The organism is Halorubrum aquaticum, assembly GCF_900113615.1.
Classification (GTDB): domain Archaea; phylum Halobacteriota; class Halobacteria; order Halobacteriales; family Haloferacaceae; genus Halorubrum; species Halorubrum aquaticum.
Genome location: NZ_FOPZ01000001.1, coordinates 1 through 18,695, shown reverse-complemented (window position 1 = coordinate 18,695; position 18,695 = coordinate 1). Strand labels below are relative to the sequence as shown.

16 protein-coding genes and 1 rRNA gene are annotated in these 18,695 nt (G+C 69.7%); 10 read left to right on the top strand and 7 right to left on the bottom strand.

Going from position 1 to position 18,695, the window contains the following annotated elements; all coding sequences use genetic code 11:
* Position 1: 1 nt before the first annotated feature.
* Positions 2-4,765 carry a glycoside hydrolase family 15 protein gene (locus tag F3H10_RS00085; RefSeq protein WP_149782827.1) on the bottom strand — a complete coding sequence of 1,588 codons (4,764 nt, stop codon included), beginning with the start codon at positions 4,763-4,765 and terminating at the stop codon, positions 2-4.
* A gap of 147 nt (positions 4,766-4,912) precedes the next feature.
* Here F3H10_RS00085 and malA point away from each other — a divergent pair, with 147 nt between their 5' ends.
* Together malA and malQ are read left to right on the top strand one after the other, a co-directional pair.
* Positions 4,913-6,970, top strand: coding sequence for an alpha-amylase MalA (gene malA / locus F3H10_RS00080; RefSeq protein WP_149782826.1), 2,058 nt, complete (start codon positions 4,913-4,915; stop codon positions 6,968-6,970).
* 69 nt (positions 6,971-7,039) lie between these two features.
* Positions 7,040-8,530: a 4-alpha-glucanotransferase gene (gene malQ / locus F3H10_RS00075; RefSeq protein WP_149782825.1), complete on the top strand. Its 1,491-nt coding sequence runs from the start codon at positions 7,040-7,042 to the stop codon at positions 8,528-8,530.
* A 234-nt stretch (positions 8,531-8,764) separates the two neighbouring features.
* On the opposite strand, the gene F3H10_RS00070 is transcribed toward malQ, so the two are convergent.
* Positions 8,765-8,986 (bottom strand): PLDc N-terminal domain-containing protein, encoded by a 222-nt coding sequence (locus F3H10_RS00070; RefSeq protein ID WP_149782824.1) that lies wholly within the window; start codon positions 8,984-8,986, stop codon positions 8,765-8,767.
* A gap of 138 nt (positions 8,987-9,124) precedes the next feature.
* On the opposite strand from F3H10_RS00070, the gene F3H10_RS00065 reads away from it, so the two are divergent.
* The 6 genes from F3H10_RS00065 (at position 9,125) to F3H10_RS00040 (ending at position 13,831) form a co-directional block, all read left to right on the top strand.
* The gene (locus F3H10_RS00065) at positions 9,125-10,399 is read left to right on the top strand and encodes a Zn-dependent hydrolase (protein ID WP_149782823.1); all 1,275 of its coding nucleotides are present in this window, start codon (positions 9,125-9,127) and stop codon (positions 10,397-10,399) included.
* A gap of 117 nt (positions 10,400-10,516) precedes the next feature.
* Positions 10,517-11,473 carry a mechanosensitive ion channel family protein gene (locus F3H10_RS00060; RefSeq protein ID WP_149782822.1) on the top strand — a complete coding sequence of 319 codons (957 nt, stop codon included), beginning with the start codon at positions 10,517-10,519 and terminating at the stop codon, positions 11,471-11,473.
* A gap of 78 nt (positions 11,474-11,551) precedes the next feature.
* Positions 11,552-11,860, top strand: a complete 309-nt coding sequence (locus F3H10_RS00055; protein WP_149782821.1) for a hypothetical protein — start codon at positions 11,552-11,554, stop codon at positions 11,858-11,860.
* A gap of 312 nt (positions 11,861-12,172) precedes the next feature.
* Complete coding sequence (locus F3H10_RS00050; protein WP_149782820.1) at positions 12,173-13,183, top strand: transcription initiation factor IIB; 1,011 nt, start codon at positions 12,173-12,175, stop codon at positions 13,181-13,183.
* 145 nt (positions 13,184-13,328) lie between these two features.
* On the top strand, positions 13,329-13,508 hold the full coding sequence (locus F3H10_RS00045) for a DUF7836 family putative zinc-binding protein (protein WP_149782819.1): 180 nt from the start codon (positions 13,329-13,331) through the stop codon (positions 13,506-13,508).
* Positions 13,509-13,597: 89 nt separating this feature from the next.
* Complete coding sequence (locus F3H10_RS00040) at positions 13,598-13,831, top strand: UPF0058 family protein (protein WP_094531428.1); 234 nt, start codon at positions 13,598-13,600, stop codon at positions 13,829-13,831.
* 68 nt (positions 13,832-13,899) lie between these two features.
* On the opposite strand, the gene F3H10_RS00035 is transcribed toward F3H10_RS00040, so the two are convergent.
* Together F3H10_RS00035 and F3H10_RS00030 are read right to left on the bottom strand one after the other, a co-directional pair.
* Positions 13,900-14,280 (bottom strand): DUF555 domain-containing protein, encoded by a 381-nt coding sequence (locus F3H10_RS00035; RefSeq protein ID WP_149782818.1) that lies wholly within the window; start codon positions 14,278-14,280, stop codon positions 13,900-13,902.
* A 46-nt stretch (positions 14,281-14,326) separates the two neighbouring features.
* A complete protein-coding gene (locus F3H10_RS00030; RefSeq protein WP_149782817.1) occupies positions 14,327-15,253 on the bottom strand; it encodes a DNA-3-methyladenine glycosylase family protein in 927 nt (308 codons plus the stop codon).
* Between the two features lie 134 nt (positions 15,254-15,387).
* Here F3H10_RS00030 and F3H10_RS00025 point away from each other — a divergent pair, with 134 nt between their 5' ends.
* Entirely contained in the window at positions 15,388-15,888 is a 501-nt protein-coding gene (locus F3H10_RS00025; protein ID WP_149782816.1) for an SRPBCC family protein, read from the top strand.
* A gap of 5 nt (positions 15,889-15,893) precedes the next feature.
* Here the strand turns inward: F3H10_RS00025 and F3H10_RS00020 are convergent, their stop codons facing one another.
* Entirely contained in the window at positions 15,894-16,751 is an 858-nt protein-coding gene (locus F3H10_RS00020; RefSeq protein ID WP_223174148.1) for a DMT family transporter, read from the bottom strand.
* 118 nt (positions 16,752-16,869) lie between these two features.
* On the opposite strand from F3H10_RS00020, the gene F3H10_RS00015 reads away from it, so the two are divergent.
* Positions 16,870-17,163, top strand: a complete 294-nt coding sequence (locus tag F3H10_RS00015; protein ID WP_149783170.1) for a hypothetical protein — start codon at positions 16,870-16,872, stop codon at positions 17,161-17,163.
* 14 nt (positions 17,164-17,177) lie between these two features.
* Here F3H10_RS00015 and F3H10_RS00010 read toward each other — a convergent pair whose 3' ends face one another.
* Together F3H10_RS00010 and rrf are read right to left on the bottom strand one after the other, a co-directional pair.
* Positions 17,178-18,065 (bottom strand): hypothetical protein, encoded by an 888-nt coding sequence (locus F3H10_RS00010; RefSeq protein WP_149782814.1) that lies wholly within the window; start codon positions 18,063-18,065, stop codon positions 17,178-17,180.
* Positions 18,066-18,379: 314 nt separating this feature from the next.
* Positions 18,380-18,501, bottom strand: a 5S ribosomal RNA gene (gene rrf, locus F3H10_RS00005).
* Positions 18,502-18,695 lie beyond the last annotated feature (194 nt).

Sequence of the window (18,695 nt, the reverse complement as noted above, 5' to 3'; positions counted from 1 at the left end):
CCTACAACCGTATCCGCTCGACGGCCGTGCCCGCGGCCTCGAAGTCGCCGTCGCTGGCGGCGGCGACCACGACGGTCCGGGCGTCGTCGTCCGCGAGGCGGACCTCGAACTCGCCGTCGGTCGGCGTCGCGATCGCCGAGCCGTCGGCGGTGAAGACTGCGACCCGCTCGCCGGTCGTCTCGCCGGAGACGACGACTCCGTCGTCCTCGAATTCGGCGGTCGCCGTCAGCTCCGGGCCCGCGGGCAGGTCGCGCTCGACGAAGCGGTCGCGGACGACCGTCGGCGTCTCGACGGGCTCGCCGGCGTCGACGCCGTGTGCCAGCCGGATGAACCCCGCCATCGACCAGGCCAGCGGCGTCGCCCCCCCGGTCCCCTCGCCGAACTCCCAGCCGTAGTCGGTCGGGTGCTCGCGGTCCCACACCTGCTCGGGGAGCATCCGGCCCTCGTTGCCGAACCCGGCCATCGTCTCGAGCAGCGAGGCCGGCTCCAACGCGTCCTCGTCGGTGCCGCCGAAGGCGTCCGAGCCGTCGGCACGGGCTCGGAGCTCGTACTCGCCGCGCTCGCCGGTGAAGATGGGCCAGAGGCGTCCCTTCCCGTCGCCGGTGCCCGCCCACGGGCCGCCGGGGTCGCCGTAGCCGAGCTCGCCGTAGGCGTCGCCGATGTAGCGGTACCAGGCGGGGCCGTGCGGGGTGTCGACCCGGATGGAGTCGTCGACGACGGCGACCGAGTTGCGGACGACCGGGTCGTCGGCGGGCTTCACGCCGAGCCGGACGAGCTCGAGGAAGCCGCCGTCGACGATCTCGCGCTCGTCGTAGGTCGGTCCGTCGTTGGCGATCGTCCGCGGTCGGCCGGCGTTCGGGTCGCCGTCGGCGGTTATCCGGATGTAGTAGGGCGTCTCGTCGTGGCGGTCCGTGCCGGCGTCGGTCGCACACCACTCCTCGACGCGGTCGGCCCAGTCGTCGGCGAGCGCGAGCCACGCGAGCGCGTCGGCGCGGAGGGACTCCGGGTCCGGCGCGTCGTCTTCCGGGTCCGGCGCGTCGTCTTCCGGGTCCGGCGCGTCGTCTTCCGAGTCCGGCGCGTCGACCGCACCGGACGCGTCGCCGCCGTCGGCCTCGAGCCGGTCGGCCTCCGCGAGCGCGAGCGCGGCCGCACACGTCAGCCCCGCGATCTCGGCGGCGATGCTCGAGGGCGAGTAGCCCGCCTCCTCCTCCCAGCGCTCCTGGGCGGTCTGGGGGCCGTTCGTCGCCACGTAGCCGACCGACCGGCGCACCTGGTCGTAGTCGTACTCGGCGTCCGAGAGCGTCACCCCGTGTTCGTACAGCTGCCACGCCATCACCGAGGGGAACGCGATGTTGTCCATCTGCTCGCCGCCCCAGCGAGTCCGGCCGTCGATGTAGGTGTTCTGCGGGAGGAAGCCGGAGTCGTCCTGTTGGGTGTTGTAGAGGTACGCGAGCGCGTCCGCGCCGCGCTCCACCTCGCCGACCTCGATCAGCGCGGTGAACACCTGATAGAGGTCGCGCGACCAGACGAAGTTGTAGCCGTACCCGCGGTCCTCCTCGGCGAACTCCGTCTCGCCCCACGGGACCGAGGGGCTGGCGATCCCCGCCCCGTCGTGACGCTTGTCCTCGACGGCGGCGAGCGTCATCAGCGCGAACAGGTACTGTGCCTCGAGGTCGGGGTCGGAACTCACGGCGTCCGGGTACTCCCGACCGTCGAGCCAGTCGCGCCACGTGTCGACGTACGCCGACTCGACCGCCTCGAAGCCGCGCGAGAGCGCGCCCTCCGCCTCGCCGAGCGCCGCCGCGGTGTCCCCCTGCTCCGCGAACCCGAGCGCGACCGTGTCGGAGACGGTCGTTCCGCTGCCGAGGAGCCCGGCGAGCACGACGTTCCCGCTCGCCGTCTCGCTTGCCTCCCCGCGGTCGCCGCTCCCGAACAGCGACTCCAGCGCGTCGTCGCCGGCCGCGAGGGCGCTGGCCCAGTCGAACCCGCCGCCGGCCGTGAGCGCGGCCGCGACGTCGAAGGGATCGCCGTCGTCGTCGACCAGCTTGCCCGGCGGGCGGTTCCCGCGGTCGCTGTGGGCGAGCAGGTGGAACGGGCCGTCGCCGACGCGGCTCCCGCGGTCGTCGGTCCCGACGTTCGCGAGCGTGGTGTCCGCGAGCGCGTACACGTCGTAGGCGCGGGCGCCCTCGAACTCGACGTCCGCGAGGATCGCGTCGCCCGCGGTGTCGACCGCGTATTCGACCGAGAGCGTCCAGCTGTGTCCGTGTCCGTCGCCCGACTCGCGGATCGTCTGTCTGTACGCGAGCGCGTCCTCGGCGCTCGGCTCCGTGGACCGCGTGATCGTCTCCGTCGTCGTCACGTGGCCCGTCTCGTCGAAGGTCCGGACCGTGTGGCCCGTCTCCGGGTCGGCGATCAGGAAGTCGAACGTCCGGAGGTTCATCACGTCGATCCGGGGGAACCGCGCCTCCGTCAACGCCCCCTCGGTCAGCGTGAACCAGACCGGGACCGGGTCGTCCTCGGCGTGGTCCGCGGGCGTGCCGACGCCGAACTTCCGTCCGGTCGTCCACCGCGGGGCCTCCGGCCCGCTCGGCCGGTCGTGCGGCACCGGAAGCGTCCCGTGTCGCGCGAGCGTCGCGGTCGCGTCCAGTCGGAGCGCGTGCGCCCACGCGATCGGAGTCGCGCTGTCGAGGTCGCCGTCGTCGAAGACCTGCTCAGCGAGCAGCCCGGAGCCGTTCGCGAAGGGGCCGTCGGACTCACAAAGCGAGTACAGCCGCCGGGCCGCGGAGAAGAGCGGCTCCGGCTCGTCGCCCCGTGACTCGAGGATCCCGCCGACGGTCCCGGCGGCGACCGCGCCCCACAGCGTCGCGATCGACCACACCTTCGCGCCGCCCTGTTCGGCCGTCCGCCAGTCGTCGCCGACGAACCGGACCAGCCCCTCGACGTGTTCGGTCTCCCGGCCCAGCGAGTCGATCGACGTCCGGACGTGCGTCGACACCTGCGAGACGAACGCGTCGAGGTCGACCGCGTCGGGGATCGGGTCGAGCGACGGATCCGCCTCGGTCGCGTCGCCGCCGGCGACGTTCGGGCGTTCCTCGGCGAGCGCGACGTACTCGGCGAGCGCGTCCGCGAGCGCGAACGTGCTGGCGTCCGCGCGCTCGTCGCCGTCGCCGTCGCTGGCGCGCTGCGGGAACCGCTCGAGTTCGGGGATCCAGCGGCTCTGGAGGCCGGCGGCCGCGTCGTCGGCGGCGCTCGCGGCGGCGGCCCGTAGGTCCGCGTCGAGCGGCGCGCGCGCGACGGACGCGAAGGCACCGAGGTACGCCGCGCCCGTGTGCGTGAACCGTCCGATCGCGTTCTCCCAGCAGTTCTGACAGCGGCGGGGGAGCCCGTCCTCACGGGTCGTCTCCCGGAGGAACGCGACCGCGTCGCCGATCGCCTCGTCGATCCGGGAGCGGAGGGGCTCGGGCACGTCCGTCGTCCGTCGAAGCTCGGCGAGGAACGCGACGACCGACGCCGGCTGGTCGAGCTGGTCGTTGGGGCTCGCCCCGTCGCCCGACTCGATCCGGGCGTTCGCCCACCCCGGCGCGACCTTGCCGGAGTCGGCCCAGACGCGGTGGGGCCAGCTCCCGTCGGCGTCCTGGGTGCGACAGAGGAACGCGGCCGACGCGAGGAGGTCCTCCCGCGCGTCCAGATCGAGCTCCTCGCTCGCGGCGAGCAGGGCGCTCGAGGCCTCCGCCTCGTCGCGGAACCAGGTGTAGCCGTACCCGCCGGAGGTCGCGTAGAAGTGGTCGAACTCCGGACCGGCGATCCGGCCGCCGGACGCCGACTCGAGGAGGTCGAGCGCGCGGAGGTCGCTCGCCACCGTCGACGCCCGCGGCACCGAGTCGGGGACTCCCGGAGCGCGCGCCTCGGCCGCCTCGCGGACGCTGTCGGTGTCCGCGTGGGCGGTCGCGATCCGCGAGACCGCCTCGAGCCGGTCGGCGCGGTCGGCCTCCTCCGCGAGCCGCGTTCCGTCGCCGGATTCGCCCGATCCCGGCCCGTTCTCGTCGAGGACGGGTCGGCTGACGAGGGTGACGCGCTCGGTCCGCCCGTCGCGCTCGAAGGGGGCCCGCACGACGACGTCGGGCGTGAGGCTCGTGTCCTCGCGTTCGTCGATCTCGCCGCGATGGGGCGTCCGCCCGTCGTCCTCGCCGAGCAGTTGGGGGATCGTCTCCTGCCGTTGTCCGTGTGCCGCCGAGAGGCCGGTGGAGGCGGTGAGGAAGTCGTGCTCCCGGCGGTGGAACACCTCGATCACGTCCCCGCCCTCGGGACCGGACCCCTCGTGGACGAGGTTGCCGACGCGTCCTTCGACCATGTCGGGCGCGAACGCGCAGCTGGCGACGAGGTCGGCGTTCGCCGGCGGCGACCCGCGGAGGACGACGTGCGTGAGGTGGGCGTCCCCAACGACGAGGTCGAACTGGTGGACCGTGTACCGACCGGCGTCGTATTCGGTCTCGACGAGCGGGGTGTCCCCGTCGTAGTGCTGACGGGTGGTCTCGAGGTCCGCGAGCCACCGAACCCCGCCGCTGCCGGCGATCCCGATCCGGACCCGGTCGGTGCCGCCCACGCCGGAGAGCGCGTACGAACAGTCGTGAGCGTCGCCGTCCGGCCCGACGTGGACCAGCCGACCGCCGTCGCCGGTGAACGCCCCGACGGTGGTCGGCCGCTCCGTCGAGTAGCGTTCCCCGCGGCGACGTTTGTGTTCCGTGATCGCGGTTCGCAGTCGCATGCAAGTCCTGCCGGTCGCGGGAGCAAAAGCCTTGACGGACCGGGCGAAGCTGCTCGGCCGATCGCGGCGACCGGTTCGACCCCCGAGAGCGCGCGCCAGTTTGGCGTCGAGAGCAACACCGAAGACCCCCGGCGGCGATGGGCCGGCATGCACCATCCCGGACCCCCACGGTTCGTCTCCACCGGCGAGACGGTACAGCTCGCGCCGCGGGACCCGGAGCCGACCGGGAGCTACGAGTGGCGGATCGCGGACGCCCCGCCGACGAGCGACTCGACGGTCGGTTCCGAGCCCGTGACCGAGTTCACGCCCGACGTGCCGGGACAGTACCGGATCGGACTCGCGGCCCCCGACGGGGACCACCTCCTGACCGTGCTGGCGTTTCCGGCGGCCTACGAGGGGGTGGACGTCGCCGGCGGCAGCGGCGAGGCGATCCGCGATCGCGACGTCGACCGCGCGGGGATCGACTACGGGGCCGGCCGGCTCGCGGGTGAGGGCGGCCCCCCACGGATCCGGCTCGACGCCGAGATCGAGGGGACGGAGGCGGTCGTGCGCGCGGTCGCGACGCCGAACCCCGACTCGTCGCTCGCGGCCGACGACCTCGCCGTGCGGTTCGTGATCGACGACCGCGACGTCGCCGCGGCGGTCGCGGACGGACGGACGAACCCGCGAGACGCGTTGACCGTGACCGAGAACCCGACGGGGGCGACCATCCGGCTGCCGACCGGGTCCGTTCCGGACCGGCTCCGCGTCCACGCCGTCGCCGTCGCCCGCGATCCCGGGGAGGACGCCCGGGTCAGCGTCGCCGACGCCGTCTCGATCGATCGGGTCGACGCCGGGGGACCCGACTCGTTCGGCGACCCCACGGCGGGCGAGGCCTTCGAGACGACGCGGCCGAACCAGCCGCCGGCGTGGACCGCGGACGCGACCGTCTACGAGGTGTACGTCCGGACCTTCGCCGACGCGGAGGAGGGCGAGACGCTCGCCGCGATCGAGGGGCGGCTCCCCGAACTCGCCGAGTCGGGCGTGGACACGCTGTGGCTCACGCCCGTGCTCGAGAACGACGGGAAGCCGCACGGCTACAACATCACGGACTTCTTCGCGATCGCCGACGACCTCGGCGACCGCGACGACTACGAGCGTCTGGTCGAGACCGCCCACGACAACGGGATGCGGGTGCTCTTCGACCTGGTGTTGAACCACACCGCCCGCGACCACGAGTGGTTCCGCGACGCCTACCGGAACCCCGACTCGCCGTACCGCGACCGCTACGAGTGGCAGGACTCCGGCGAACCCGGCACCTACTTCGACTGGGAGCTGATCGCGAACCTGAACCACGCGAACCTGACGGTCCGACGGTACCTCCTCGACGTGGTCGACGAGTGGGCCCCGCTCGTCGACGGCTTCCGCTGTGACATGGCGTGGGCGGTCCCCGACTCGTTCTGGCGGGAGATCAGGGACCGAGCGAAGGCGGCCGACCCGGACTTCCTGTTGCTGGACGAGACGATCCCGTACGTCCCCCGGTTCCACGAGGGGATGTTCGACGTCCACTTCGACGCGACGCTGTACTTCCAACTCCGGCAGATCGGCCGCGGGGCCGCGCCGGCGGAGTCCGTGATCGACGCGGTCGAGAAGCGCGCCGCGGTCGGCTTCCCCGACCACGCCGGGTTCCTCCAGTACGTCGAGAACCACGACGAGACCCGGTATCGCGTGGAATGCGGCGACGCCGCGGCGGCGGCCGCCGCCGCGGCGACGTTCACCCTGCCGGGCGTGCCGATGGTGTACGCGGGCCAGGAGATCGGCCAGCGCGGCCGACGCGACCCGATAGCCTGGGACCACGCCCGCGAGGAGGTCCGCGAGCGCTACGCGCGGCTGTCGGCCGCCCACGACGCCCACTCGGCGCTCGGGCCCGCGGGCGACCTCGAGCGGGTGGACTACCGCGTCGCCGGCGGCGGTTCCGGGGAGCGGCCGATCGCCGCCGACGGCGACGAGGTCCATCCCGACGACGTGGTGGCGTTCCGCCGCGAGCACGGGTCCGAGGCGCTCGTGGTCGTCCTCAACTTCGCGCCGGGCGAGGCGCTCGTCGCGGTCGACGCCGACCACGGGCGGTTGAACGTCGTCACGGGGGACCCCTGCGTCGTGTCCGACGCCGAGGGGGAAGAACGGATCCGCGTCGACGACGTGGCGATCGTGTCGACGGAGCCGTGACCGCTTGGAGCCGGCAGCCCCCCGACCGCGGACGCAACGCTTGAGTCGGTGGCCGTCGCAGGCGTAGCCATGCGATTCGACCGCTCCGACGGAGTGTTCTGTCACGTCACGTCGCTGCCGGGGCCACACGGGATCGGCGACCTCGGCGACGGCGCGGCGGCCTTCCTCTCGTTTCTCGGGGAGGCCGGCGTCGACTACTGGCAGGTGTGCCCGCTCGGACCGACCATCGGGGCCGCCGGGGAGTCGCCGTACCAGTCGCCCTCCGCGTTCGCCGGCAACCCGCTCCTGATCGACCTCCGAGGACTCGTCGACGACGGTTGGCTCGAGGCGGACGACCTGGAGCCGGTTCCCGAGTTCCCGACCGATCGGGTCGATTACGAGGCGGTCCGGGAGTACAAGCTCCCGCTATTGCGAACCGCGTTCGATCGGTTCGAGGCGGCGGAGGAGACGGGAGCGGGGGGGACGTTCGACGCCTTCCGCGAGCGCGAGCCGTGGGTCGAGGAGTACGCGCTGTTCCGGGCGCTCTCGGCCGCCAGACCGGAGGACACCTGGGTCGAGTGGCCCGAACCGCTCCGCACGCGGGACCCGGACGCGCTCGCGGCGGCGCGGGAGGAACACGCCGAGGAGATCCGGTACCACGAGTTCCTCCAGTGGACGTTCGACCGGCAGTGGGCGGCGCTCCGCGACCGCGCCGCCGAGGCGGGCGTCGAGATCGTCGGCGACGTGCCGATCTACGTGGCGCTCGACTCCGCGGACGTGTGGGCGAACCCCGAGGCCTTCCGGCTCGACGAGGGGAACCGTCCGGCCGCGGTCGCGGGTGTGCCGCCGAACGCCGGCGACGACGGGCAGCGCTGGGGGAACCCGGTGTACGACTGGGAGCGGCTCGCCGAGAACGACTACGGCTGGTGGATGGACCGGTTCCGCCGGCTGTTCGATCTGGCGGACGTCGCCCGGCTCGACCACTTCCTCGGGTTCGTTCGGTACTGGGCCATCCCCGCCGACGCCGACGACCCGGCCGCGGGCGAGTGGAACGACGGGCCGGGGCGGGCGCTCTTCGAGGCGGTCGAGCGCGAGTTCGGCGAGGCTCCCTTCATCGCGGAGGACCTCGGGTTCGAGGACGCGCGGATGGACGACCTGATGGCCGAGTTCGGCTTCCCCGGGATGCGGGTGCCGCAGTACGCGAACTGGACCGAAGGGGGCAACCCGTACCAGCCGATGCACTATCCCGAGTCCGTCGTCGGCTACACCTCCACGCACGACACCGACACCTGGGTCGGCTACTACGAGGACCTCGCGCCCGCGCAGCGCGACGCGCTCCACTACAACCTCGGCTACGGCGGCGACCGGCCGATCGAGTGGGCGATCGTCGAGGAGGTGTGGAGTTCGGAGGCGATCCTCGCGATGACGACCGTCCAGGACCTGCTCGGGCTCGGCAGCGACGCGCGCTTCAACGAGCCCGGAACCGTCGACGGCAACTGGGAGTGGCGCGTCGAGCGCGACGCGCTGAGCGACGACCTCGCCGGGCGGCTCCGCGAACTCGGCGAGTTCCACGTGCGGTGATCACGAGGCCGGGTCCTTTGTTTCGCGAGGCTGGGTCCCTTCGTCGTCGGCGCGCGCGAAACGAGCGCCAGCGAGTCGCGCGCGAGGGAGCGCCGGCCGGGCCGCCGAGCGGAGCCGGCGGCCCGGCGGGTGCGAGGCTGGGGAGGGTGAGGTGTGGGAGGGTGAGGTGTGAGAGGATGGTGCGGGAGGGTACCGAGACGGGGGGATGGGGGCGGATCCCGGTACCCGCGACCCTCAGTATCCGCCGTCTCGACCGAGGATCAGGTAGAGCACGATGCCGAGCAGCGGCGCGAAGAAGACCACGATGGCCCACAGGAACGCGGGATGCCCGCTCCGCTTTTGTGCGTCGCTGTACGTCCAGACGATCATCGCGATGTGCGCCGCGAACATCAGGAGGGCGAAGAGCAGGGAGACGATCGCGACGATCCCACCCTGCAGCGGGACGACTGGTACCATACGACCGCGGTCGACTCCCGACGACAAGTGCTTTTCCCTCGAAGGCGAGACCGCGACCCGCCAGACCGACGACGACTCCCCGACTCGAGCACGGGCCAGCGACGAACCGTTTTTATTCCGGCGGGGAACGGTAAGCGTATGGAACTCCCAGTCGACGCGGACCGGCTCAGAGCGGACATCGAGGCGAACGCGGCGTTCGGACAGCTCGACCTCGAGGACCCCGAGGCACACGGTCGAACGAACCGCACCGGCAGCGAGGCGAACCGGAAGGCCCGCGATCGCTTCGTCGAGCGGCTCGAGGACGCCGGCATGGAGGTGACCGTGGACGCGATCGGCAACGTCGCCGGCGAGTGGGTCCCGGACTCCGCGGACCCCGACGCCGCGCCCGTCGCCTGCGGCAGCCACCTCGACAGCGTGCCCGAGGGCGGGATCTTCGACGGCCCGCTCGGCGTGTACGCCGCGCTCGAGTCCGTGCGCGCGATGCGCGACGCCGGCGTCGAGCCCGACCGCCCGGTCGTCGTCGTCAGCTTCACCGAGGAGGAGGGCGCGACCTACGGGAACGGGCTGCTGGGTTCGAGCGTCGCGACCGGCGAGACCGACCTCGAGGAGGCGCTCGCCTACGAGAACGACGACGGCGAGGCCCTCGGCGATGCGCTCGAGTCGATCGGCTACCGCGGCGAGGGAACGGAGACGCTCGACCCGGCGGGCTGGGACGCCTTCTACGAGCTCCACGTCGAACAGGACACCACGCTCGAGGAGGCGGGCGTCGACGCCGGGATCGTCACGACGATCACGGGGATCGGCCACTGCGAGGCGACGATCCTCGGGGAGGCGAACCACGCGGGCGCGACCGCGATGGACGACCGGACGGACGCGCTCGCGGCCGCGAGCGAGTTCGTGCTCGACGTCGAGGCCGCCGCCAACGACGTGGTCGCGGAGTCCTCCGAGACCGCCGTCGGCACCGTCGGGGCGCTGTCGGTCTCGCCGAACGCGACGAACGTGGTGCCCGGCCGCGTCGAGGCCGGCGTCGACGTCCGCGACGTGAAGGCCGAGTCGATGGAGACGATCGCGGAGGCGGCCCGCGAGTCGCTCGATCGCCTGGAACGCGAGCGCGGGGTCGACACCGAGTTCGCGCGCCCGTCCACCGTCCTGCCGGAGCCGATGAGCGACCGACTCCGGGAGATCGCTCACGACTCCGCGGAGGCGGCGGGCCGGTCGGCCATCGACCTCCACTCGGGGGCCGCACACGACGCGATGCGGGTCGCACGGGTCACCGACGCCTCGCTGCTGTTCGCGCCCTCCCGTGACGGGGTCTCCCACAACCCCCGCGAGTGGACCGACTGGGCGGACTGTGCGGCCGCGACCGAGGTCCTCGCGGGCGCGGTCGCGCTGGTCGCCGGCGGAAACGAGTGATCGCCCGCGACGACGACTGACGGCGGTCGGTCGAACTCGGAGACGGAGAGGCCGGTCGAGGTCAGGGGCGAGGAGGTCGGTCGCAACGGTTTTGCCGCCGCCCGCCGACAACCCGTCGTGAGACGATCGATCCCGCTCGGCTCCGTGCTCCTCGGGACCGTCGCCGCCGCGATCGGTCTGTTCGTCGGCACCGCCGAGCCCCTCGCCGGGTGGCCCGCGGTCGGCGACTACCCCGCGAACCTCGTCGTCGAGCGGGCGGCGTTCGTGCTTGCGCTGTTCGCGCTGCTCTTCGGCTCCTATCGGCTGCTCGCGGACGTGTTGATGCGCTCGTCGAACAAACGCCGGGCGTACAACACGCGGAACCTCCTGCGGCTCGCGTTCGGGTTCGTCGGAACCGTCGGAACGCTCGCGGTGTTGACAGACAACTGGCTCGGATTGTTGTTCTCTCTTGGCGTCATCGGGTTCGCGATCACGTTCGCGCTCCAACAGCCGCTGCTCTCGCTCATCGCGTGGGTGTACATCACGGTCAAGCAGCCGTACGGCGTCGGCGACCGGGTCCGGATCGGCGACGCCAAGGGCGACGTGATCGAGGTGGAGTTCCTCGTGACGACCCTCTGGGAGATCAACGGCGAACTCGTCAGCACGAACCAGCCGTCGGGCCGGGTCGTGACCGTCCCGAACAGCGTCGTGCTCTCCTCGAACGTGGTCAACTTCGGGGGCGGCGGCTCGCCGTACGTGTGGAACGAGGTCGCGATCCAGGTCGCCTACGAGACCGACCTGGAGTTCGCACGCGGGCTCATGCGTGAGGAGGCCGCGGAGCTGCTCGGCGAGGAGATGGCTGCGGGGATCGCCGCCTATCGGGACGCGCTCTCGGAGACGCCCGTCGAGTTGGAGGTCCACGACGGGCCGAGCGTCAACGTGACACAGGGAGAGTCGTGGGTCGAGCTTCGCCTCCGGTACCTCACACACCCGCGCCGCGGTCAGCGAGTGAAAAACGAGCTGTACGAGCGGATCCTCGACCGGTTCAACGATCACCCCGAGCGGGTCGCGTTCCCGGTGAGTCGGAGCCGGTAGTCGAGGGGTGACCGGACGGGGAAACCGGGACGCATTTGGGAAAGTCATTATACACCCGCACCCGGTAGCAGGCATACGATGGGTCTCTGGTTCGACGTGGCACGGGTCTCCGCAGGGTTGAACGTAGCCCTGCTCCTCGCGCTCGTCTGGGTGTGGGGACGGAACTACCTCCAGTTCCGGTCGAAACACACCCTCGGACTCGTGATGTTCGGTGGGTTCCTGCTCGGGGAGAACGCGCTCGCCCTCTACATCTACCTCGTCGACCCGATGTTGTCGGCGTGGTTCGCCTCGGAGGCGGTCCCGTCGGTCGCGTGGCGCGCCATGATGGCACTTCACCTCCTTCAGACGGTCGGTCTGGTGTTTCTCGTGTGGATCACGTGGGACTGAACCGGAAACTGGAGAAGGCTCGGATCGAGGGATGGAGAGGGTCGGATCGGGAGGTGGAGACGCCGGACCGGATCCGCCTCGCTACCTGAATGATTTATATACTATCAGGGTCGAGTTACCGAGTGTCACGGCCACACGACGATCGACGAAAGGAAACTATAACGGTCGATAACGGGCGGTAGCGAAGTTCTCAGAGTACACAGCGCACTCCAATAACGACAAGTTTAAATATAGAAGACGCTTACTGTTAGTTAACGAATCGGGCACACCCGGCCCTCGCATTTTCGTCGGGAGTTCGATCGGAGAACACCCATGACAGAGACACGCATTCGAAGTTACGAGCGAGACGAGACGGTCGATCGATCCGCCGCTTCAGAGCGGACGGATGAGCAGCACTCCGAGAGCGAGTCCGTCGAAAACGAACGGGTGACGAGCTGTCCGGAGTGTACGGGCCGTCTCGTGACGGACACCGAACACGGCGAGACGGTGTGTGAAGACTGCGGGCTCGTCGTCGAGGAGGACTCGGTCGACCGTGGACCGGAGTGGCGCGCGTTCGATTCCGCGGAGCGGGACAGCAAGTCCCGCGTGGGCGCGCCCACGACGAACATGATGCACGACAAGGGCCTGTCGACCAACATCGGCTGGCAGGACCGCGACGGCTACGGGAAGTCGCTTTCCAGCCGACAGCGGCGACAGATGCAGCGGCTCCGCACCTGGAACGAGCGCTTCCGTACCCGGAACTCGAAGGAGCGCAACCTGAAACAGGCCCTCGGCGAGATCGACCGGATGGCCTCGGCGTTAGGGCTCCCGGACAACGTCCGCGAGACCGCCTCCGTCATCTACCGCCGCGCGCTGAGCGAGAACCTGCTTCCCGGCCGCTCCATCGAGGGCGTCGCGACCGCCGCGCTGTACGCGGCCGCCCGGCAGGTCGGCAACCCGCGGAGTCTCGACGAGTTCACCGCGGTCTCGCGCGTCGACAAGATGGAACTCACGCGGACGTACCGCTACGTCGTGCGCGAACTCGGCTTGGAGGTACAGCCGGCGGACCCCGAGAGCTACGTGCCCCGGTTCGTCTCGCGACTCGACCTCCCCGAGGAGGTCGAACGGCTCGCGCGGGAGCTCCTGAAGAGCGCGAAGGACGCGGGGATCACGAGCGGCAAGTCGCCGGTCGGCCTCGCGGCCTCGGCCGTCTACGCCGCCGCCCTCCTGTCGAACCGAAAGGTGACCCAGAGCCAGGTGAGCGAGGTCGCCGACATCTCGGAAGTGACGATCCGAAACCGGTACAAGGAGCTGCTCGAGGCCAGCGACCACATGACCGCATAGCGGCTCGACGAAGAACTCGTCTCGACGACGGCGAGAGGGACGGGGAGGGACCCCGGCGACGAGGGTGGATCGCGACTCCGGGACGACCGTGCGGAACGTGACCTCGTCACGTACGTTTTTAATCCGACGGGCTGTACGTGGCCGTATGGTCGAAGCGTTCGTCAGGCTGGTGTGTCCGGAGTGTACCAAGGAGTGGCAGGAGAATCCGGCCGAACTGCCGGAGCTGCGCACGAACTTCAGCTGTTCCAATTGTCACGCGACTCGACGGCTCACGGAGTTCATGCGGACCGAGCGGGACCTCGAGGCGGTTCGACAGTTCCAGTGACGGGGCTTCCGAGGGCTATATAGACGGGAGGTATGGTAACTAGACTCAGGATAGTAATATAAGCCTCCGGTAGCAAAGGACCGTTACTCATGAAGAAACAGGAGCTCATCCACCTTCACGGCCTTCTGGCCGAGGTACGAAAACAGTGCGAATTCTGGAACGACGACCTCGACCTCGACGCGTACGAGGAGCTCGGCGTGAAACCGACATCGATTCACAAATCGAAGACGGACCACAAGGCGGCCGTTTTTAAACTGACCGAGGGGATCACGGAGCCGATGGAGGAGACGGAATCGGAGCCGCTGGCCCCCACCGCGGACTGAGATTCGTCGAGTAGCCTACCGTCGTTCGTTACGTCCCGAGTGACGACCACGCCTGCGAATCGGAGACGTCACTCCCTCTCGTCGGTCGACGACGACGCATCCGTCTCGCCCTCCTCGTCGATCTCCTCGACCGAGAGTACCTTGAGCGGGATGTTCCGGAGGCGTTGGCCGATCTCCTTTCTCGCGACCCGCCTGGCGTGTTCGGCGCGGTCGACGTTGAACACGTCCATCCGGAGTTCGAGCGCGACGAGCGCCTCGTCGGCCGCGATGAACGCCGGCGGGAGCTCCTCTCCCGTCGGGGAGGTACGACTTCCCATGTCGATCTCCACGTAGTTGAGGTCGGGATTCAACATCTCTCCCGTCTTCGAGACCGCGATCCGGACCGCCTCGTCGACGGTCTCCACGTCGTAAACGGGAACGGCGGCCTCCACGACGACTCGACAGTCCATCACGTGAAGACGTACCGTGCGAACGAGTATGAAGCTTCGGCCGAGGTCACTCCCCGCCGGCGCGGAGGTGATGGAACACGTAGGTCTGGGCGTATCCGGCGTGCTCCCCGCCGAACCGCTCGCGAATGGCACGGGACGTCTCCGCGTACGATCCGCGGTCGCAGTCGGGGTAGTACTCCTCGATCGTCGTGTGGATCCACGTGTCGAGCGGCACCGCCTCGAGGAACCCCAACGAGAACAGCGCGACGCAGTCGGCCACCTTGTCGCCGACGCCGATGAACCGCGTCAGCGACTCCCGCGCCTCCTCGTACGGGAGACCGAGCGCTTCCCTCGGGTCCGCCTCTCCGGACGCGACCATCTCCGCAGTCCGTCGGACGTAGGGCGCTCGGTACCCGAGCGAGAGGTCACGGAGGTCGGACTCGCTCCGAGCCGCGAGCCCTTCCGGCGTCGGGAACGCGTGATACGTCTCCCCGTCGAGCTCGACGGCGTCCCCGTACGTCTCCCGAAGCCTCCGTTGCATCCCATGGATCCGGGCGACGCGCATCTGGGCGGAGCAGATGAACGAGACGAGGCAGGGAAACGTCGGGTCCCGAACCAGACGCATCCCCTCGTACCGGTCGTAGGCACGATCCAACAGGGAAAGGTTCGGCATCGAATCGCGGATCGCGTCGAGGTCGTCGTCGAGCCGGAGCAGGTGGGTGAGAAGCGGAACCGCGTCCGTCGACGCCTCCCACTCGATCGTCCCGTCACGAACGCCGCCGACCTGCCGGACCCGCAGGGGAACGCGTTCGTCGGTGACGCCCGGGATCGGGGAGACGACGGTCTCGTACCACTCGTCGCCGCCGTGGGCGTGAAGCTCCTCGTAGGTCCGACCGTCGGCGCGGTTCCACAGGTAGCTCTGTCCGCTCTCGACGGTCGCCTGGAGGTCGAAGGGACCCGAGAGGTCGGCGACGTCGATCGCTCCTCGTTCCATCGGATCCGTGGAGGCGACGCGAGCGTATCCGGGTTTCGGTACCGACGACGGAGGAAGCGGAGGCCGCGGGATCGGGAACGACGCCCGGGCGAAGCGGCGAAGGGGCTTTCCCCCGTCGACACCGTAAAGCGGGTATGCCGACGTACCGCCGGAGAACCCGGATAGCCGCCCCCATCGGGGACGTGTGGGCGTTCCACTCGACGGTCGACGGGTTGCTCGAGTTGACGCCCGAGTGGATGGACATGCGGATCGAAGCCGTCGAGGGGCCGGACGGCGAGCGTGATCCCGAGGTGCTGACCGCGGGCTCACGGATCCGGATGTCGATCCGGCCGTTCGGCGTCGTACCCCGCCAGCGGTGGATCTCCCGGATCGTCGAGCGCGAACCCGACGGAGACGCCCCCGTCGAAGGAAGCGCGTACTTCGTCGACGACATGGTCGACGGGCCGTTCCGGACCTGGGAACACACCCACGCCTTCTACGCCGACGGGGACGAGACGGTTCTCGTCGACGCCGTCGAGTACCGGCTCCCGTTCGGCGCGGTCGGCGACGCCGCGGGACCGTTCGCGAAGGTCGGCTTCGAGGGCATGTTCCGGGACCGACACCGGCGGACGAAGGAGCGGTTCGGCAGGGCCTGATCGGCTCACCGATCCGTTCCCGTGGTCGTAAAGTAGATCCCCGAGAGGACGATCACGCCGCCGACGACCGTGAAGCGGGTCGGAGCCTCGCCGAGGAGCACCAACGCGAGGACCGTCGCCCCGACGGGCTCGCCGAGCAGCGACACCGAGACGACGCTCGATTCGAGGTACCCGAGCACCCAGTTGATCACGGTGTGTCCGAACAGTCCCGGACCGACCGCCAGACCGAGGAAGACCGCCCACTCGCGGGGCGGGTACCCGGAGAGCGGATGTCCCTGTGCGAGCACGAGCGCGAGCAGCGACACCGTACAGACGCCGTAGACGACGACCACGTACGGGACCAGCGCGAGTCGCTGACGCAGCGACCGGCCGGCGAGGACGTAGCCGGCCGCCGTCACCGCCCCGAAGAGCGCCAACCCGTTGCCGTAAAGCGGGGCCGGTCCGACGAGGACCCCCCCGAGGAAGTCACCGAGCGACATCGCCACGATCCCGCCCACGGCGACCCCGATCCCGACGGCGATCCGTCGAGTCACCCGCTCACGGAGCAAAAGCCACGCGCCGAGCGCGACGAACACCGGCTGTGCCTGAACGAGCGTGACGCTCGCCGCGACGCTCGTCCACTCAAGGCTCTCGAACCACGAGGCGAAGTGTAGCGCCAGCGCGACCCCCGACAGCGTCGCGAATCCGAGGTCGCGCCGGTCGATGCGACCGAACTGATCGCGATACCGCCACGCGGCGACCGGAAGCAGCGGGAGCGTGGTGAAGAGCACTCGATAGAACGCGGCGACCGAACTCGGCGCGTCGCTCCACCTGACGAGGATGGCCCCCGTACTGACGGCGAGAACTGCGGTAACGAGTCCCACCTCCGGAGACACGCGCGGAGCGGTTCTGCTCGAGGTCACACGACCGCTTTCCGGCGAACCCGGTTACCGTTTTCGGGAGGTCGACGGAGGTTTGAACCGCGGGACCGAACGGATCGACATGTGTTCGGACACCTTCGGAGTCGGCGTGCGCGTCACCGAGGAGGAACTACGGTTTCTCGTCCGCGTCCCGACGGACGTCGATTCGGGATGGACCGACCCGGAGGCGTTCCAGTCGCTCGTCGCGGAGGTCGTCTGGGAGCGCCTCGACAGACGGTCGGTCCTCGAGACGATCGCGAACGAGTACGACACCGGCGACACGGTGACGCTGGGAACGGTCACGCTCGATCCCGACGGCTCGGTCGTCGATCACGACCTGACGGTTCCGGGAGGACGCGACCGAAACGGGCGATAACCGCCGGGCGCACGTCACTCCTCGGGGAGCCGGGCCGACTCGTCGTCGGAGACCGCCGCGAACGCGACGCCGACGGTCGCCATTCGGGACGGATCGTACGCCGTGAGGTCGTATCGCGTCGATCCGACCGTTTCCGCCCACGTGTCGAGCACCCCCAGCGAAACGAGCCCGGACAGCGTGGCTCCGAGCGTTCTCGGCGTCGTCTCCGGGTCGGAGAGGACGGCATGGACCTGCTTCGATTGCGGGTAATTCCGGGAACAGGACTCGATACCGCGCTGGGCCTCGGTCCAATACCGTCGCGTGTATCCGAACGTGGTCGGGTCCTCGTTCTGGAGCCTGTCGATCGCCGCCATCGACTCCGGATCGACTCCCTCGATGCCGTCGGCCCGTTGGAGAACCGACGGCAGCACGGACGCCGACTCGGCCGTGAGCGACCAGCCGATCGTGACCGGCGCGTCGACTTCGGCGGCCGCCGTCGCGAGCTCCTCGACCGCCTCGACCGCCTCGACTGCCCCGCGTTCGGCCGCGAACGGCGCGAGGTCGTCGAGTATCACTCGCGGCTCGGAACCCTCGAACTCCGCGAGACTCCCGGAAACCGTCTCCAGAATCAGGTCGACCCCGACGCCCGATCCGAGGACCGTGTACGCGAGACGCCGTTCCGGGAGGACCTGTGTAGTCGCCGTTTCGGCCGCACTACGGGAGACGTCACTCGCGACGACGACGGACTCCCGTCGTGGAGTTTCCCCGGCGCGTTCGCGCCAGCTACGTCTCCACGCCTCGAGGTCCGTCTCCAGCAGGACCGAGACGACCGATCGATCCGTTAACCCGTCCCGAACGGACGGCGATCCGGTAGACGCGACCCGGATCGTAACGTCGCTCTCACGTGTCGTCGGGACGGTCATTAACGTCTTGTCTTCAAACAGAAATACCATAAACTTATTGGTGAAACAATCAATATTGAGACCTTCAAGGGCGACGTACATCCGATAAACGGCGTCTCAGTCCGGATCCGGGCGCTCAAACCCGGACGTAACGCCAGCCGTGTCCGACGACGGTCTCGCGGTCATCGAGCGGGATCCGGATGAACGGAGTGGATCCGTCACGAGCGAGCGTCCAGGACCCGACCGATCGACGGCCGTTCGGCTCACAATATAACTGAAAAAAAGCCCACGGACACGGTGTCCGTGGGCTTGGACGGGAATGATCCCGATGAATGGTGAGGCGGCGTGCCGCGGTTCCCAGAGGATCGCTCACTCCAGTACTTCCCGGTACGCGGGTGGGCTTAACTTCCGTGTTCGGAATGGGTACGGGTGTGCCCCCACCGCTCTGGCCGCCTTCATGCCGACTCCCGGACTCGAACCGGAACTCTCCATGACGGAGAGACGCCTGTCTCGGTAATGACTACCGTGTATACGTGCGATCCAGCTACCGCCTGAACTCATGCGAGTGTGGAATATCTAGTGACCATATGATTGTGGCTTCGGTCTGTTAGTGCTCGTGGACTCAACGCCTCGTTGCCTCGGCGCGTACAT

What these genes read in the sequence shown, in the direction of transcription:
- F3H10_RS00085 (WP_149782827.1), bottom strand. Translation starts at nt 4,765, where the DNA reads ATGCGACTGCGAACCGCGATCACGGAACACAAACGTCGCCGCGGGGAA.
- malA (WP_149782826.1), top strand. Translation starts at nt 4,913, where the DNA reads ATGCACCATCCCGGACCCCCACGGTTCGTCTCCACCGGCGAGACGGTA.
- malQ (WP_149782825.1), top strand. Translation starts at nt 7,040, where the DNA reads ATGCGATTCGACCGCTCCGACGGAGTGTTCTGTCACGTCACGTCGCTG.
- F3H10_RS00070 (WP_149782824.1), bottom strand. Translation starts at nt 8,986, where the DNA reads ATGGTACCAGTCGTCCCGCTGCAGGGTGGGATCGTCGCGATCGTCTCC.
- F3H10_RS00065 (WP_149782823.1), top strand. Translation starts at nt 9,125, where the DNA reads ATGGAACTCCCAGTCGACGCGGACCGGCTCAGAGCGGACATCGAGGCG.
- F3H10_RS00055 (WP_149782821.1), top strand. Translation starts at nt 11,552, where the DNA reads ATGGGTCTCTGGTTCGACGTGGCACGGGTCTCCGCAGGGTTGAACGTA.
- F3H10_RS00050 (WP_149782820.1), top strand. Translation starts at nt 12,173, where the DNA reads ATGACAGAGACACGCATTCGAAGTTACGAGCGAGACGAGACGGTCGAT.
- F3H10_RS00045 (WP_149782819.1), top strand. Translation starts at nt 13,329, where the DNA reads ATGGTCGAAGCGTTCGTCAGGCTGGTGTGTCCGGAGTGTACCAAGGAG.
- F3H10_RS00040 (WP_094531428.1), top strand. Translation starts at nt 13,598, where the DNA reads ATGAAGAAACAGGAGCTCATCCACCTTCACGGCCTTCTGGCCGAGGTA.
- F3H10_RS00035 (WP_149782818.1), bottom strand. Translation starts at nt 14,280, where the DNA reads ATGGACTGTCGAGTCGTCGTGGAGGCCGCCGTTCCCGTTTACGACGTG.
- F3H10_RS00030 (WP_149782817.1), bottom strand. Translation starts at nt 15,253, where the DNA reads ATGGAACGAGGAGCGATCGACGTCGCCGACCTCTCGGGTCCCTTCGAC.
- F3H10_RS00025 (WP_149782816.1), top strand. Translation starts at nt 15,388, where the DNA reads ATGCCGACGTACCGCCGGAGAACCCGGATAGCCGCCCCCATCGGGGAC.
- F3H10_RS00015 (WP_149783170.1), top strand. Translation starts at nt 16,870, where the DNA reads ATGTGTTCGGACACCTTCGGAGTCGGCGTGCGCGTCACCGAGGAGGAA.
- F3H10_RS00010 (WP_149782814.1), bottom strand. Translation starts at nt 18,065, where the DNA reads ATGACCGTCCCGACGACACGTGAGAGCGACGTTACGATCCGGGTCGCG.